The sequence below is a fragment of the Halobacillus sp. Marseille-Q1614 genome (genome assembly GCF_902809865.1).
Classification (GTDB): Bacteria; Bacillota; Bacilli; order Bacillales; family Halobacillaceae; genus Halobacillus_A.
In genome coordinates this window covers 871,740-888,697 of record NZ_CADDWH010000001.1, presented here as the reverse complement: position 1 = coordinate 888,697, position 16,958 = coordinate 871,740, and the positions used below count along the sequence as shown (strand labels likewise).

12 protein-coding genes are annotated in these 16,958 nt (G+C 40.2%); 3 read left to right on the top strand and 9 right to left on the bottom strand.

All coding sequences use genetic code 11. The features are described 5' to 3' along the window. Positions 1-523: 523 nt before the first annotated feature. Positions 524-1,897, top strand: a complete 1,374-nt coding sequence (locus tag HUS26_RS04340; RefSeq protein ID WP_173915985.1) for a M28 family peptidase — start codon at positions 524-526, stop codon at positions 1,895-1,897. A gap of 43 nt (positions 1,898-1,940) precedes the next feature. On the opposite strand, the gene HUS26_RS04335 is transcribed toward HUS26_RS04340, so the two are convergent. After that, positions 1,941-3,020, bottom strand: coding sequence for a glycosyltransferase family 2 protein (locus tag HUS26_RS04335; protein WP_173915984.1), 1,080 nt, complete (start codon positions 3,018-3,020; stop codon positions 1,941-1,943). A gap of 116 nt (positions 3,021-3,136) precedes the next feature. On the opposite strand from HUS26_RS04335, the gene HUS26_RS04330 reads away from it, so the two are divergent. Both HUS26_RS04330 and fdhD read left to right on the top strand, forming a co-directional pair. Further along, positions 3,137-4,012 carry an alpha/beta hydrolase gene (locus tag HUS26_RS04330; protein WP_173915983.1) on the top strand — a complete coding sequence of 292 codons (876 nt, stop codon included), beginning with the start codon at positions 3,137-3,139 and terminating at the stop codon, positions 4,010-4,012. A 237-nt stretch (positions 4,013-4,249) separates the two neighbouring features. Continuing rightward, on the top strand, positions 4,250-5,035 hold the full coding sequence (gene fdhD / locus HUS26_RS04325) for a formate dehydrogenase accessory sulfurtransferase FdhD (protein ID WP_371809614.1): 786 nt from the start codon (positions 4,250-4,252) through the stop codon (positions 5,033-5,035). Positions 5,036-5,342: 307 nt separating this feature from the next. On the opposite strand, the gene HUS26_RS04320 is transcribed toward fdhD, so the two are convergent. From HUS26_RS04320 to HUS26_RS04285, 8 genes are all read right to left on the bottom strand, one after another. Then, positions 5,343-8,066 (bottom strand): glycoside hydrolase family 2 protein, encoded by a 2,724-nt coding sequence (locus HUS26_RS04320; RefSeq protein ID WP_173915982.1) that lies wholly within the window; start codon positions 8,064-8,066, stop codon positions 5,343-5,345. 14 nt (positions 8,067-8,080) lie between these two features. Next, positions 8,081-8,914 (bottom strand): carbohydrate ABC transporter permease, encoded by an 834-nt coding sequence (locus tag HUS26_RS04315; RefSeq protein WP_173915981.1) that lies wholly within the window; start codon positions 8,912-8,914, stop codon positions 8,081-8,083. 22 nt (positions 8,915-8,936) lie between these two features. Next, positions 8,937-9,902 carry a carbohydrate ABC transporter permease gene (locus HUS26_RS04310; RefSeq protein ID WP_173915980.1) on the bottom strand — a complete coding sequence of 322 codons (966 nt, stop codon included), beginning with the start codon at positions 9,900-9,902 and terminating at the stop codon, positions 8,937-8,939. 66 nt (positions 9,903-9,968) lie between these two features. Next, positions 9,969-11,246, bottom strand: coding sequence for an ABC transporter substrate-binding protein (locus HUS26_RS04305; RefSeq protein ID WP_173915979.1), 1,278 nt, complete (start codon positions 11,244-11,246; stop codon positions 9,969-9,971). 384 nt (positions 11,247-11,630) lie between these two features. Then, the gene (locus HUS26_RS04300; RefSeq protein WP_173915978.1) at positions 11,631-12,569 is read right to left on the bottom strand and encodes a transcriptional regulator; all 939 of its coding nucleotides are present in this window, start codon (positions 12,567-12,569) and stop codon (positions 11,631-11,633) included. 622 nt (positions 12,570-13,191) lie between these two features. Then, entirely contained in the window at positions 13,192-14,043 is an 852-nt protein-coding gene (gene larE, locus HUS26_RS04295; protein ID WP_173915977.1) for an ATP-dependent sacrificial sulfur transferase LarE, read from the bottom strand. A 23-nt stretch (positions 14,044-14,066) separates the two neighbouring features. Continuing rightward, positions 14,067-15,329, bottom strand: coding sequence for a nickel-dependent lactate racemase (gene larA, locus HUS26_RS04290; RefSeq protein ID WP_173915976.1), 1,263 nt, complete (start codon positions 15,327-15,329; stop codon positions 14,067-14,069). A gap of 763 nt (positions 15,330-16,092) precedes the next feature. Then, positions 16,093-16,947, bottom strand: coding sequence for a hypothetical protein (locus tag HUS26_RS04285; protein WP_173915975.1), 855 nt, complete (start codon positions 16,945-16,947; stop codon positions 16,093-16,095). Between the last annotated feature and the right edge of the window lie 11 nt (positions 16,948-16,958).

The following is a 16,958-nucleotide window of genomic DNA, read 5'->3' as shown; positions in this document are numbered from 1 at the left end:
ATACACGAACCTCTAAAAAAATTCCATATAATATAGTTAATTTTCATTACCTTACTATTTCCCGAGCAATAATTTAAACCTCTCTCCTTCCAATCTTATAACTGTGCTCACTGATTAAGGCGAAAAAGTCGCACTAAACAGCTATGAAGATTACTGGGGTGACAACCTTGACTCTGTAACATTCAAGGTTGTTTTCCGTACATATTGAAAAGATTAAAGCTGTAGAACTGCAGCCTATCTGAAATATTGGTCTACCTTCCTATTATAGTAAGGGTATACCTTTTTGCTTTAAAACGAACCTTTTATCCCATCTCCGTCCCCTTACTCTCTTCCCCCTGTCTGCTGCTTAAAGAGCATCAGACAATAATCACTACATTTTCGACATATCTCTTCATGTATTTACAATTCAATATAGGTAAAAAGCACCCGCCCCCTCTCTTACTTTATCACGTTCCTGAAATCTTAATTTTCCATAATATAGTATAATATGGAAGCAACTTCAAAACATTAAGGAGGAATATGGATGTCTAAGAAAGCGATTACAATGATGTTGGCAGCAGGATTAGCTTTGAGCTCCGCACCATCCGCCGTCCTGGCTGATCCACCTGCACCCAGCCAAAATGCGGACCATGCTTTTGACAACAAAGTCATTAAGAAAATCAGCCCCGAGCGTTTATATGACCGTGTGGCACTGCTTTCTCAAACACCTCGTGAAGCAGGAACACAGGGAGAGTATAATGCTGTACAGTACATTAAAGGTGAATTTGAAAGCTACGGCTATGATACGGAACTCCAGCCTTTCACCTTTCAAGCTTGGGATGGCGGTACGGCTTCCATAGCTATCAACAGTTCTAACTTTTCCGGTGATGTGCGAACTTTTAACGGTTCAGTGAATGGAACTGTTGAAGCACCGCTGGAATATGTCGGTTTGGCCACACCTGAAGAAGTTCCAGATTCCATGAATGGAAAAATTGCTTTAATTGAAAGAGGTTCTATCCCTTTTTATGACAAGTTAGAAAATGTATTAGATAAAGGTGCCGTTGGAGTGATTATGTTTAACGGAGAAGGACAACAAGGTAATGGATTTGGCTATACATATGAAGGACAGGATATACCTGCTGTGGCTATCGACCGTGAATCCGGCCTGTCAATCGTGGAAAAGCTTAAGTCTGAAGACATTATTGCAAACCTTACAGTGAAAGGGGCAGGTACAATTGATAAAACATCCTATAATGTCATTGCCACTAAGAAACCTCACAAGAATAAAGATACCGGACAAATTATCACTATAGGGGCCCACCATGACTCCGTTGCCGGAGGTCCTGGAGCTAATGATGATGCATCGGGCGTCTCCGGGGTTTTAGAGCTGGCTGAAATTATGGCTAAAACTCCTTCAGATACGGAATTACGATTTATGACATTTGGAGCTGAAGAAAAAGGTCTTGTTGGATCATATCACTATGCAAGTACATTAAGTGAAAGCGAAGTCGACCGGATGGCCGCCCACTTTCAAATGGATATGATCGGCAGCCGCGATGCCGGTGATCTTATCATGTTCACACCAGATGGAAATAAAAATCTCGTAACAGACCTTGGCGCCTCAGCAGGAGCAAGGGTAGCTGAAGTCGTAGAGTATGGCCAGCTCGGACGCAGTGACCACGTTCCATTCTTTGAGCGCGGAATCCCTGCTGCTTTGTTTATTCATGCTCCACTCGAGCCATGGTATCATTCTCCGGAGGATACCATCGATAAAATTAGCAAAGAAAAACTGACAGAGGTTACGGAAATCGTCGGCTCTGCTGTCTATCAAGTGGCAAGACCTGATACACCGGCTTTAGAAAATGCGGCTGTTGCTCCAGGTCCCGTTCACTATGAATTTGATGATCGTCCACTATAATAGTAAGAGCCAGCCTTCCTTTATAGGAAAGCTGGCCTTTTTGTTATCCTCTCTTTCCTGCCTTTGTAATATTACGCCCCTTCCAGGTCGACTGTTTGAACAAAAACGTCCTAAGAATCGAGTAGGCAAACAAAAAAACAAAAAATGCAAAATGCAGCGGTAAAAGGAAAGCGTCATACCATTTAAAATTTCCAATATCTTTTAGAATTCGATACAGCCACAAGACAATTGCAAGATAGCCCGCCAAGCTCCACCAGCCCGCCTTTGAAATATTAGTAAGGAAAGAAACAATGGTCGTAATCCATACGATATTGGCAGCCGTCATCAGCGGGGATGCCGATTTCGCGCCAGAAGCGAAGCTTTTCGACCAGCCATTGATAACGGCTTTAAGGCTGGCTGGATACATCCGCATATTCACTACATTTTTACCGCTGAAGGCATAGGTTTTTATGCCTTTAGATTGAGCCCGTCTTGCCATAGAGAGGTGCTCCACAATTTCACGGCGAATGGCTTTATGCCCGCCGAGCTTCCAATAGGTATCGGCATCAATGACTAAACATGGGCCAAATCCGCCGCGAGCCCCCATTTTCCCTTTAAATATCGTTGTAATTCCGGAGGAGGCAAAAACAACTAAATGAAAAACGGAAGAGAGCTTCTCCCAAAAGGAATACATGTAATGGTAAGGATGGACCGTAATTAAAGCATCTCTTCCTTTCGTTTCTAAGTATTGAATAAGCTTGGTTGGGCCGCTTGGAGAGAACCATGTATCAGCATCGAGGAACATTAGAACCTCCCCAGACGCTTCTTTAGCTCCGGTATAGCAAGCCCAGGATTTCCCCATCCATCCTTCAGGTAACGGTGGATTATTTATGACTCTTACTCCATGCTGGGCCGCTGTTGCATATGTCTGGTCATCTGAATCATCATCAACCACGATAATCTCTCTCTGTTTATCATCATTCGGCGTCAGAGACGACAGAAGCTTCTTTAAATTCTCTTCTTCATTTCGAGCCGGGATAATAATTGTATAAGTACGCGTACTCGTATGTTTTACATTAGGAAAAGATACCCGGTGCCAGAAAAGAAAAAGGGTTACGGCGACAGCTGTTAACATAAACCACATTGGTTTCACCTCGTTTTAAGGTCTCTACCCTTTTTTACGGGTACATAGTCTTGAGTGATGGATGGATTACCTTGCTTTTAATAAGGGTACCCTGTAATTAAAAAAGGGGCATCACCATGTTCACTCATTTAATTGCAAAAATTCTTCGTCTATTGCCAAACAAAGCTGTAATAAAGCCGATGTTGCATCCAGAGGAAGTAAAGGAAGTAAAAGAAATCCTGATTGAAACAAGCGTGAAGGATACATATATCTCATGTTATTATCCGCTTGAAGCAGGAGATAAGAAACTCCCTGTGTACATTAACTTACACGGAGGCGCCTTCATTATGCACAGTAAGGAAATGGATGATCCCTACTGCCGCCGGCTTGCGAATCATACAGGATGTGCGGTTATTAATGTTGATTATGCGAAAGCACCGGAATATCCTTTCCCCCAGCCGATTGAACAGTGCTATGAGATTTATCAGTGGATAAGAGTTCATGGGGATCTCTTGAATATAGATTCAGAAAAAATCATGATTGGCGGGCAGAGTTCCGGTGCTAACATTGCAGCTGCCGTCTGTTTAATGTTAAAAGAGCGCAATGAACCGCTGCCGCTGCTTCAAGTTTTATCCTGTCCGATGCTCGACTTTGTTACGCCTCATACGGAGAAGCCGGAGGCCGATCCAATGCGCAGGAAATATCCTCAGGCTGCTCATTTTATTCACAAATGTTACGTCCCTGAACCCGGACAGGCTGAACACCCGTTTGTATCCCCGGTTTTAGCTGAGGATGTAGAAGGTATTCCAAGAACCGTCGTCCTTTTTGCGGAACATGATGCCTTTTCACTAGAAGCTGAGAAGTATATTGAGAACTTAAAGCAAGCAGGTGTGTCTGTCCGCAGAGAAAAATTTAACGACTGTTATCACGCCTTTACTCATTTAGGTCCTAAGGAAAAAGCTGAGAAAGCCTGGAAAGTAAAAGAGGATGAAATAACAAAAGCTGTGAGATAGAAAAATCGGAATCTCTCTTGGTGGAGATTCCGATTTTCTTAATCGTGTTTTCAATTGCATTTGCTCCAGGCGTCCAAAATCTCCATCCGTTTTTGGCAGCTTTTTCAGTTAAAATTTCTATTATATTTGAATAGTTCAGTACTTTTTATTTGTATTTGCTTTAATCTACTCGTTATAGTTTTATCACAAGAAATATCCAATATGAGGCCAAGCGAGGTGATTAACATAAGTGACCAAATGAGCGTAAAAAAAACGATTGTACGATATAATGAAGGTCTTTTCCAAACGGTGGAAGATGACATCGTTACCGAATTCCCACTAACCATTTACATAAACAATGAGGAATTCGCCACAATGGTCTGTACCCCTGCTCACTTTGAGGAAATGGTGATCGGCTTTTTAGCATCCGAAGGTGTCATACGCTTCAGGAGGGAAATTAAGAGCTTAAAGATTGATGAAGAAGCTGGGTTTGCCTATATTAAAATCGATGGAACCATCAACACTCAACGAAATTTTTCCAAACGCTTTATTGGATCCTGCTGCGGGAAAAGCAGGCAGTTTTACTTCCAAAATGATGTCCAAACAGCTAAAACTTCTACTTCTACTGTGAAACTCACAGCGCAACAGTGTATCAAGCTGATGGAGAAGATGCAGGAAGTCAGCCAAGTATTCAAAGGTACGGGCGGGGTTCATAATGCAGCCCTCTGCACGAACGATGAAATGATTGTCGGACGGGCGGATATAGGCAGGCATAATGCACTGGATAAGCTCTATGGGCATTGCTTATTAAATAAAATCGCAGTACGTGATAAAGTCCTGGTTTTCAGCGGTAGAATTTCTTCTGAAGTCCTAACGAAAGCAGCAAAAATCGGTGTAGGAATTGTGTTATCTAAATCAGCTCCTACCGAATTAGCCATTGAGCTCGCCGAGGATTTGAACATAACTGCAGTCGGCTTCATACGAGGCAAATCTTTCAATGTGTATACTCATCCTGAGCGAATTATCCAGGAGCCAGAAGAGTGAAATTTTTTCGGGTTACAAAAAAAGCTCTTGATTATCAAGAGCTTTTTTATTTAGCGTCCCGGGAGAAATTTAAACTCCCATCCCCCAGCTTAGAAGGCTTGGGGAGTAATATTTAATACCGGGGCAATATCTTTTCCATTCATACCTTTTCTTTCATCAACTTATGATGATTTTAAAAAAGATAGTTCTTCTCCTAGCGGAAATTGCAGGTCCGATCTAGTCTAAAAGTTCAATAGGGAATGGGTTACTTCTGCCGAGGACAACTATAAAACCTGTCTCAAAAACTAAGAATAAGTGGTGATCACCTTTATGCTTTACCAGCAGTTTTAATAAGATGATTGACTATTTGAGTTGCAATTGGATGGTTATTGTAGTGATTTAAGACTTGCCAGGTAGTAAGAGTCAGCCTTCCTTTTCCTGCTTGTTTTTTTATCATGGAGGCTCCTCCTTGGCCAATCCAACCCTCAAAATACCCAGATAAAATGTCAGCTGATTTAGGTAATCCGCTGTTCCCAAACATATATACGGTTCTACCTGTCGTTCCTCCCTCTTTATGGTAGGCACTCAATGGAATAATATACCGAGGGATGATACCTTCCACTTCCCAGCCCATTTCCTTTCGAAGAGGTATGTCTGGGAATTCATTTTGATTTACAAAATTAAAAGAGGCCGTACGCTGCCAGCTTTCTCCTTCTGGAAGATGTCGGAAAGTAAACGAGCCTTTAGCGGCCAGCTGATCTCCTTCTTCAGCTAAAAAGATGACTTCGCCGCCATGATGTGCAAACTCCTCTACGTTTTTGTCAAAATTGCTTGTAATCACAATCCCAGCATCATGAAATTCATTTTTAATTTGAAAGCCATTTTCTTCTAAAGACCGGACAAATCTTTCATCCATTGAATAAGGATAAACCGAGATGTTATCAGCCTTTTCTTTAACTGAAATTGTTAGTTCCTCGTAATTTTCAGCCACCGTTTCACCGTCAATTAGCAGCTCTAGTTTTATTTTATAAAAGTCTGATTTCTTTATTTCTGGAACGTTAAATGTAATCGCCTGCTCTAAGCGAATGTAATCATCCCCTTGTAAGCTTACTGGTATTTCACCAGAAAGCTCTGTACCTGAAAGCTCCCAGGTAACGACTCCCCTCCTGTTACATAAACGGTGATTAGATATCACAACATCCCAGGATGCTTGTTCATTGCACCAAAGATTATGGTTTACATTGTCTAGCATGACCACTAGATCTCCATTGAAATCTATTAATCTTTCAAAGCCTTCCTTTGGATTTCGTAAATAGTCTAACCAGCCATTGGTTTCCCATTCGATATCCGTAAATTCGGTGACAATATAACCTTTGATTGCCGGACGCTTTCTCATTTCTTCAATAATGGATTTAATCCCGCGAAACATTCTTTTCTGTGAGGATACTGCCAACTCTTCAAAGGAGTTAAATGTTTTGTTAAGCCCATAATTTTGGAAGTTCTTCTCAGCCGTAAGGGGACTCTTATAATCTGCCTTATGGGTATTATCACCCTGATTAATAAACCACCAGGGCTGTCCCTGATAATATTCTTCAAGCTTCTTAACACCAGGCAGTCCCCAAATACCGAACTCTGACACAATGATTGGTTCACGGTTTGATTCTCGGCCATCCACAAAGTTTTTGCCAGGGTCCCCCACGATAAATTCATCTAAATCCTGCTGCCATGCATCTATTTGATCTGGAGCCACAAAATATCTATGATAATCATTGATATCGGTCTTTACATGTCTCCAACCGGAATTATCACAAATCAGCCGTGATGAATCTAATGTTTTTATTTCATCATATAGTTTTTCGACATGAGACTGCTTTTCCTTATCATTTGCTAAATCCCATTCAAGTCCCCATTCCTCATTATACAGAGACCAGATCAGAATAGATGGATGGTTATAATCCCTTTTAACCATCGAAACAAGATCATTTGTAAAACGATCACGTCCTTGTTTAGTCCACTTCACATAATTTGGAGGCTCTTCCCAAATGAATAACCCCATACGATCGGCCCAATAAAGATATCTTGGAATTTCAATTTTGATATGTTTTCGCAGCATATTAAAGCCCATCTCTTTTGCTAGGCGAATTTCTTTTTGGATAAACTCATCGGAAGGGGCCGTATATATGGTATCCGGATAAAAAGCCTGATCCAAAGCCCCTCGTAAGAAGAGTTCTTTTCTATTAAAAAGGATTTTCCCCTCTTGATAGGCCACCTCACGCATACCAAACGTTTCCGTTTTTCTATCTTCTTCACCTTTGTCACTTGTGAGCCTTATCGATAGATCGTAAAGGTGGGGATTTTCAGGTTCCCATAGAATTGGATCCTTTATAGGGAGGTTAAATGATAAAGTCTTATCGTTTACCTTTTCTATTCCTTCGTGGACCACCGTCTCTGTATCGAGATGATTCGTCACTGTAAAGGTGAAGCTGGCCGGCTGATCTGGTTTCTTGTTTAATTTAACAAAAACGTCGGCTTCCTCACGATCGAGGTTCGGGGTGATAAAAACACTTTCTATAAAGGTCCTGCTTCGTTCTTCCAAATAAACTCTTTGCCATATGCCACTGACTCTCGTGTACCAGCTTCCTTGTTTACCAATAGGAATTTCTGCGTTATCTTCAGGATCATAAACCCTTACAGTCACGAGGTTTTCCCCATCTATTAAATGGTCAGTTACATTGAATTCAAACGGGGTAAAGCCCCCTTCATGTTCTCCCGCAAACTTTCCGTTCACCCAGACACGAGCATGAAAGTCCACAGCTTCAAAACATAGATATAAATCTTTTGTCTGATGAAGTTCCTCAACGAAGAATTTCCGTTGATACCATGCCGTTCCGCAATAATTCACGAGTCCCTCTTCCCCACTCTGCCAAATATGCGGAACTATTACTTCCTTCGCTTCTTTTAACCGCTCACGATACCAGTCTTCCGTTTCTCCTTTATCCAGGGGATCGATTTGAAAATCCCAGGCTCCATTTAAATGCTTTTTTTCTCTCATGCTTTCTCCCCCTATTACTTAATGCCCGTCATTGTAATTCCTTGAATAATGTGTTTTTGGAAAATCAGGAAGATAATTAATGCGGGTACACTTCCTATTACGTTGGCTGCCATTGGAACAGAAAGGTTTGTTGCAAAGGCGCTTTGGAATGTCGGAATTCCGACCGGCAGTGTCATCATCGAGGAGTCAGTCGCCACAAGGAGCGGCCATAAAAAGTTGTTCCACGACTGGACAAAAACAAAAATCGCCAATGCTGCCATAGACGTTCGGGATAGTGGTAAAAAGATCTTATACCAGATCGTAAAGAGGCTCGCTCCATCCATTTTGGCTGCTTCCACGAGCTCTGTTGGAATGCCATCGAAGAACTGCTTCAAAATTAATACTCCTAAAGGCAGCGCAATTCCAGGCAGAATAAGTGCCTTAAATGAATTCACCCATCCGAGATCGGCAATCATGGAAAACAACGGGACGATCGTGGCTTCCACAGGAACCATCAATCCTGCCAAAATAATTAAAAAGATCACATTCTTTCCTTTAAAAGGAATTCGTGAAATAGCAAAAGCAGCTAAGGAGGAAACTAAAAGCGTGCCGGCTGTTTGAACGATGCCTACAAAGACACTGTTTAGCGTCCACCTCCAGATCTCAGAGGTTTCATTTACTTTAAGATAGCTTTCTAATGTAAATGGGGGTTTGAGCAGCTCACTAATGACCGTAACTACTGCACCTTCTGGCTTGAAGGATGTTACCAACATCCAGATCAAAGGCACAAGCATGATAAAAGCAATGATATAACTGATCATATAGACGCTAAATCTGCTGTAATTCACTGGTTTTCTATGTTTTTTCATATTTATCACCTCTCTTAAGTGCTTATTTTTCCTTCTTCACTAACAGCTTGTATTGAAGGGCAGCAAAAATGGCCATAACCCCAAATAACACATAGGACACAGCAGAGGCATATCCTGGATCCCACTGAATAAATCCTAGTTCATAAATGTACTGTACAAGTGGTCGTGTCGCATCTCCAGGTCCTCCTCCGGTCATTAACCACGGCTGACCGAAGAGCTTGAAGGAAGCCACAGACTGCAGAATGACTACAAGCGTAATAACCCCTTTTAAAGAAGGAAGGGTGATATGGAAGAACTTGGCCCAGGAACTGGCTCCATCGATATCCGCCGCTTCATACATCTCTTCGGATATATCCTGCAGCCCTGCCAGAAACAGCACCATATTGAATCCTAACGTCCACCATAACGTCGCAACTAAGATAGAAATCCAGGCCAGATGTTCATTTCCAAGCCAGAAGATTTCCTGGGATACACCCAATTGTTGTAAAATCGCGTTCAAAAAACCTGTATAAGGCTGTAAAATAAACACCCAAATACTTGCCATAACGGAGATGGACAGCATGTAAGGCATGAAGAAAGCTGATCTCAAAAATGTGGTGCCCTTAAGTTTCGCATTAACTATAAGTGCTAGAATCAATCCAAAAATAACAATCGTCGGTGTTGAAATAAGAACAAAATAGATGGTGTTCCAGAGCGACTGCCAAAAATCATTATCACGCAGTAACCGCATGTAATTATCTACACCTGAAAACACTCTTGGTGCTCCGAAGCTTCCCGATGTCAAGCTAATGAAGAACCCTTGAATGATCGGATATAACATGAACCATGCATACAAAAGCATAAAGGGAAATAAAAACAACCATGCAGTTAGATTGCTTTTTATCGTTTCTTTCCTCTTCACCCTGTTCGGTTTTTTAGGGCATCGAACAACTTTATGTTTAGCATTGGGATCTTTTTGATCTTTCGGTTCCCGATTTAATGCATTCATTTTTTCACCCGCCTTTTAAAAAAGAGCGGAATGCTTGTTGAACATTCCGCTGTTAACTTTTCACATTTAATTAGCTAATAAATTGTTTACTTCTTTCTCCGCCTGGTCAAGGGCTTCTTTTACAGACATTGAACCATTCATCATAGAATTAAAATTCTTTTGCATAATGTCATTAGAAGGCCATAGCTGCGGAGTTCTTGGCATGTAGTTAATATCCTCGGCTACATCCGCATAGCTTGGACGATACTCAAGCTCCTTGAATTCATCCGATTGTACGACTTCTGTATTAGCCGGTACGTGACCCGCACCTGCCCACATGACACTGTTATCCGATAACCACTTCACAAATTCCATCGCTGCTTCCTGCTTTGCTTGATCATCCTGCGTGGGAAGAACTAATGTGTGGGAATCTCCCCATGTTTGGGATTGATCGAAAAACTCAGGAAGTGAGGAAGCTCCAAAGTTTAAATCTTCATTTTGTTCATAGTTTCCTGTGGCCCATACACCTGTGAAGTTAATGGCTGCTTTTCCTGTTTTAAATAAATCGTACCCATTGGTGACATTCTTCGGCCATAATCCCTTTTCCGTTAAATCAGCCAGCACTTGCAAAGCTTCTTCTCCGGCCGCATTGTTAAAGGAGGCTTGATCATCTGTAATATATTCGCCGCCATCTTCCATTTGGCTGTAAAGCGCATACCAGATCCAGAATGGGTGGACATCATCCGTCTGAGAGGCAAACGGGAACACACCATCAGGAAGACTGGCTTGCAGTTCTTCCAGCATAGAGACAAATCCATCTACTCCTGGTTCCATTTTGATATTCTCATTTTCATCAAGCAGACCAGCCTCTGCTAAGTAATCTTTGTTGTAATACATAATCAATGCATGGGAATCCAGTGGAACTGCGAAATTTTGATCATCAAAAACGGTAGCCTCCAGCTGGTTTTCCGAAATATTCGACCAGTCAAAATCTACGGCTTCCGCTACTTCACTTAAATCTGTAAGCGATCCTGTCGGTACTAACTCTGCTAACTTAGAAGCATGGGCAATCGAAACGTCAGGTGCTGTATTGGAAGCAAGCGAGGTACGAAGCTTTGTATAGTATTCTCCCCACTCAATATTCAGCATGTTTACTTTAATACCATCCTGAGAGGAATTAAATTCATCGACCATCTCTGCCATGTATTCTCCATCACCACCACTAAATGGCACCCAATAATCCAATTCGACCGTACCCGAAGCACCGGCATCAGAACCTTCTGAATCACCCGAACTACTACATCCCGCTAAAAATGTAACCGCTAACAATAATGCCGTTAAAAAAAAGCTAATGTTCCTTTTCATTTGAAATCCCCCTTTTTAAGTTTTTAGAATTATTTGAATTCAAATCTATTATAATACTATTATATGTTTTATTTCAACTTTTTTTGTTATAAAAATTAAAAAGTAAATTTTTCCTCTTTTTCTATTTTCACTCTTGTTAAAAAAATAGAAGTTTTAGTGGATAAAGACTAGGTACCTTATCCACTAAAACTTCTCTATTTCCAATGCCTTGTTTCTTCTTTTAGTATCTCCATTTTTTGCTGAAACTTTCGTTCTTTCTTAAGTGAAGATTCCTTATCTTAAGATAGAGCTTATTTAAAAGCTCTCCCATTTATTTACGATAGTGGACTTCCTGATCCTTAGCTTATCGCTTCGATCACACCAAAAAAGGAAGAAAACTATGATTCAGTTTTCTTCCTTTTCATCCTTATTCTTATATTTTATATTCAACTTGAGACCTTGCTCGTGATTACCAAAGCGGGGACCAAATAAATTCATCCCGCCTGCGTGTACTGCATCTTTTTTCACTCCTAATCGGAATGAAATAAATAGTTGATCGTCTATCGTTAAATCATGTATAGTCAGCTCCTCATTTACTTTTACATCATCTATAAAGCACCCCTGTTCATTCACTTTCCATTTTTTTAATATTCCATATTGAGTATAATTTTTCAGCCACCAATTGGGAGTTAGAATTCCCCGTTCACCACCAAAATCACTGGGCGATGTCCATGTGCCCACTTCCCTATCATTGATCCAGAGCGTAATATCTGATGGCCAGTCCAACTTATGATTAGGAGCTTCGGAACAGATTTCTGCACTTAAACAAATTTCTGAAGCAATGGAATCATCAGGAATTCGATTCGGAATACGATATTCTACATAACCAGCACGGAAAAACAATAACTGTGCTCTCATTCGCTCAGGCTCATAAAAAGAACGAGGGTCATCCTGCATTCCAATATAATCATTTTCATCAACTAGTCCACAGCCAGGTTCAATATGGAAATCCACATAATCACCAATAGATTTCTCATATTCAATCGAATGATCGTTCATATTTTTTTCTGATGGAGACAGATTGATAACGATACGATCAAAGTTATTTGTATTCACTTTTTGAGTGCCACGACCTGGAACAAGTTCTGTAGAGATCAGATTTACCTTTTCTAATTTTTTTACATTGACAGCTGTTGTAGAAAAAGGGATACCCAGCTTTTCTGCCAGTTCATTTACATTATGAGGCCTTTCACTTAAAATACGGAGGATTTTCATTCTATGTTTATTTGAGATCGCCTTGCTTACTTCCAATGCTTCCTCAAGTGTGAATTCTATGGTTTTCATTTCTTTAAGTCCTCCTGTTTTTTATTACAATATATATTGCAATAATATAATAATACATGTAAAAGAGAAAGTCCCTATTTCATCTCATTCATAGAATGACGCAGTTTAGAAAGGTAAAGGTAATCAAAAGACAAATAAAATAAATTCTTTTTTTGAACAGGATTTGTAACTTACCAATATACTGGAAGGCAGCTACGACAATGACCGCGAGTAATATCGTTTCTACTTCACCCGCCTATAAATAAGTCAGTTCTCCAGTCAAAAATTAATGAGGAAGCTATTGACTAATCCATAGTTAAAATCATAGATCAGGACTCACAAAATTCAAAGAACAGCCGTTGATAGCAAGACCGGCTTACAATAGATCTTCTTCAAAAAGTGCACCCACCGTTAAATACAGAGAATTTTTAATGAATTCCTAATAACAGGGTCATTGAACAAAGGGATGTAATTTTGATCCCAATGAGATCATTTGGCAAAAATAAAAGGGCATTATCACTAGCACTCCTTAAAAGAAAATGCTTTGACAATGCCGTCATTATAGGGGTTCCTACTCCATACAAAAGAAGAAAACTTTAGTTTTAAAGATCCTACTCACACTATCTATTATGAGCTCTTTAATCTATCCTATTTCCACCTTACTCACAACTTTATTAATCGATTTTTCTACTAGTACTTCGTTCATACTTCCTGTTCTATAACCTTCAAGGTCAATAGATACGTATTGGAACCCAAGGGATTGGAGTTTAGAGCGGATCTGCTCACGATAGGCAATCAATTCTCCAACCTTATCCGGAGTTACTTCTATTCTTGCCACATTCCCATGATGACGGACACGAACGGGATCAAAACCAAGCTGTGTGACAAACTTTTCAGCCTGATCGACCTGCTCAATTTTTTCCTTATCTAGTTCCGTTCCATAGGGGATCCGAGAAGCCAGACTGCAGGAAGCAGATTTACTCCAAACGGGCAAACCAAGATGTTTGGATAGTTCGCGAACTTCATGCTTATACATGTTTGATTCCTGAAGTACACTTCGGATGCCTAATTCATTTCTCGCTTTTAAACCTGGGCGGAAATCTTCTTCATCATCCATAATCATTCCGTCCAGAACATAATCATAACCCCATTCATCAGCTAATTGATTCAAATGCGTGTAGAGGAGTTTCTTGCTATAATACCAGCTGTCAGAATTATTGGCGACAATTGCTTCGTCATCGAGTTCACTTATTTCCGTTTCGTGAACCCTAACCCCCATATCCTTGGCCAATTGCACTGCACCTTCAAATTCCTCTTTTCGGAATAATTCAGAGGCGACGACCACCGCCAGCACATTGGAAGATCCCAGCTCCTGCTGAGCGCGCTTTAACACTAATGTACTATCCACTCCACCTGAGAAGGCCACAAGAACTCGATTCATCTTAGAAAAAACTTCGCTTAAATAGTGATTCTTCTCTTCAAGAGCAGTATTCATAGATCTTACCACCTTTTCTTTATTTATTCTTCTACAAAGGGGATCGTCAGCGGACCTAATGGAAGCACGGCTATACTCATATCTTCCCCATACGTTTCCTTCAGATCTTGTATCGTCTGTTCAATTGAATCTATTGGATGCAGCATCGCCCCTCTGACTTGTTCATCCGTAAGAGTTGAATAAATGTATACGTCCGCCCATACCTGAACAACGGCTTGCTTCTGCACCTGCCATTGATCAAACATTTTGAACTCAGGGTCATTAATCATGTCCAGCAATTCTTGAGGAGTTTCCGCCATATCAAAAATCTTCGAGTAGTTACCATGATCAGGGAGTCCATCGGAACACTCGGCAGCTACAATGATGGCTCCCCCTTCTTTAACTATTTTGTGGGCGGCACTCATGCCTTTTACTGCCTGATATAAGTTCTGATCCAGCGGATAGCCGGAGTTGGATACAAGGGCAACATCGAACCGGTCTTCACACTTATACATCGAATGTTCTTTAGCAAACGCACAGCCTCTATCATGAGCTTCATATAATTCACCAGCGAAAACTTGCGTAATGTCTTTCTCGCGGTTCAACGTGACGTTAAGCATGAAATCAGGTTTACAATAGCTGTTGATTTCACGGGTCATATCCTGAACTGGATTATTCACCATGTTGCCCCAAGTCGATAAGGGATCCCCAATCATCCGGGCATTATGGAAGGTCATAATAGTTTCAATTCCTGCAATTCCCGGCATAACTCCTTTTGGACCTCCTGAAAATCCTGCAAAAAAATGCGGCTCAATAAAACCGGTTACAATTCGAAAGTCAGATTCTACATAATCTTTGTTTAAATAGATATCACATCCAAACTTACTCTTTCCAAGATTGACGAGCTGCTCCTTATCATGACATTTATTGTTCACAATTCGGATATTATCGACGACCCACTCGCCCAACATCTGAACAAATTCATCTCTTGTTTGGTCACGATGAGTCCCCGTTCCGTTAATAATGACGAAATTCTCTAAGGGGACGTGATCCATTTCTTCAATCAATAATGGGACAAGGATATGGTTCGGGGTGGGACGTGTAATATCACTAATCACAATCGATACAATGTCCGTAGATGCAACCAGATCTTTTAAAGGAGCTGTCCCAATTGGCTCCCTCAAAGCCTTTCTCACAGCTTCCTTTTCATCTTCCATTTTCGGTAAATTTTTTGGCTCTATAATTAATGAATCGTCTGGTAAATTAACTCGCAAACCGTCTTTTCCATACAGAATCTCTGTTTTCATAGCTTCCCTCCTTACATTTACTTAGTGTAACATAATACAGCGTTTACATTTCTGAAAAGAGCAAAAAGTCAGATAACCAAATCGGATCACTGTACTTGATTGCCAGTTCGACTATGAAGGTGAAATATTCGGGTATGTGGTAGAAAAAGCCTTACATATGGGAGCGCTTAATAAAAGATTTGTTATCAATGAATTCGCTTCCTAAACGACAAAACGCTGAATCCATTGATACACAAGGGTTTCAGCGTTTTGTTAGTTAGCGTCCCAGGAGAGATTCGAACTACCGACCCACAGCTTAGAAGGCTGTTGGGGGGACCCTAATTAAAAAGCACTGAATAGCTTAAAACCCTGTTAATTCAATCATCTCTGGTATCTAACCCAATTTAAAATAAAGAATTTGGGGCACAAATAATAAAATTCTGCCCCAAATCTGCCCCAAGAGTTAGTTTCGTTATTATTCTGTTAAAACCCCCTCGTATAATACTAATAAGAGCTCTTCCTAGAGGAATTTCCAGTTTGATCCGGAGTCCCAGAAAGACACTTTGTATGTTTGATCCAAGCATGTAGATCATGACCCTGAGTTGGCACTTGCTTCCTCATTCACACCCGATTTAATTTTGGCTGTTGGCCCTCGTGAAGGAGGAAGCGAAGCCTCTCTACTTTTATAAATTTTAATTCTTCTCTTGAATTAAGTGTATTTACATACACCAACTCGAAAAAAGCCTTGGGAACACTACCCTTGGCTTCTTTTTGGTAATTTATTCTATTCCGAAGAAATATCAACATTTCCCATTACTTTTCCATATTGATGTTCCTTCATTTTTTCCCAAAATTTTTTCATAGAATTGCAATATTTTTTAAAGGATATTTTATTAACAGCCAATACCCTTTCTAAGTTAGTTGTACGGTACAAATCCATAAGACGAGTTTCATCTACTTTTTCAAAGTATTGGGGATATAAATCATATAAATTTGAAGCAGCACCACCACTGCCATGTTTAAATGTATTTGATAACAGATTACATTCCCGGATAGTTTTCCATATGTCTGTTTCTACAATAAGTTCTTCATCTCCAAACAAATCCGTAAATGTTAACTTTAATTCTCTAAGTAAATTAGTAAGTTTCCTGAAATTACTGTAAAACTCACCATAGACATCTTCACCCTTATTATTTTCAAGGTAAAATTTAACTTGATTTATAGACTGATTTTCATTATGAGTCATTTCTTCAAATAGCCATTGCCTTATTTGTTGTTCAAATACTTGGTATAGATTACTTAAAGACATTAGTTCAAATTGATAGTGCATAAGGAATTGTTCATCAAGTCGTTCAAATACATAATCTTGTACTGCTTCCATATAATCACCATAATCAGTGTACTTCGGAATGCTGGTATTTTGTCCACTTAATGCTTCTTCCTTAAATTCGTCTGCTACCTCATTCGTATGAGTCTCCAACCTTTCGTATACCGCTTTATACATACGGGTATGGTTATCTGCTAAAACATTGAAAATACGTATATAGTCTTCTTTTAAACTAGGGCGTAAATGTAAATGAAAGTGTAATTCTCTTTTTTCAATATTAGCGTTATTTGATTTACCTTTTCGTTTATCCAATATCCACGACA

Coding starts and splice junctions, on each gene's coding strand:
- HUS26_RS04340 (WP_173915985.1), top strand. CDS start 524: ATGTCTAAGAAAGCGATTACAATGATGTTGGCAGCAGGATTAGCTTTG.
- HUS26_RS04335 (WP_173915984.1), bottom strand. CDS start 3,020: ATGTGGTTTATGTTAACAGCTGTCGCCGTAACCCTTTTTCTTTTCTGG.
- HUS26_RS04330 (WP_173915983.1), top strand. CDS start 3,137: ATGTTCACTCATTTAATTGCAAAAATTCTTCGTCTATTGCCAAACAAA.
- fdhD (WP_371809614.1), top strand. CDS start 4,250: ATGAGCGTAAAAAAAACGATTGTACGATATAATGAAGGTCTTTTCCAA.
- HUS26_RS04320 (WP_173915982.1), bottom strand. CDS start 8,066: ATGAGAGAAAAAAAGCATTTAAATGGAGCCTGGGATTTTCAAATCGAT.
- HUS26_RS04315 (WP_173915981.1), bottom strand. CDS start 8,914: ATGAAAAAACATAGAAAACCAGTGAATTACAGCAGATTTAGCGTCTAT.
- HUS26_RS04310 (WP_173915980.1), bottom strand. CDS start 9,902: ATGAATGCATTAAATCGGGAACCGAAAGATCAAAAAGATCCCAATGCT.
- HUS26_RS04305 (WP_173915979.1), bottom strand. CDS start 11,246: ATGAAAAGGAACATTAGCTTTTTTTTAACGGCATTATTGTTAGCGGTT.
- HUS26_RS04300 (WP_173915978.1), bottom strand. CDS start 12,569: ATGAAAACCATAGAATTCACACTTGAGGAAGCATTGGAAGTAAGCAAG.
- larE (WP_173915977.1), bottom strand. CDS start 14,043: ATGAATACTGCTCTTGAAGAGAAGAATCACTATTTAAGCGAAGTTTTT.
- larA (WP_173915976.1), bottom strand. CDS start 15,329: ATGAAAACAGAGATTCTGTATGGAAAAGACGGTTTGCGAGTTAATTTA.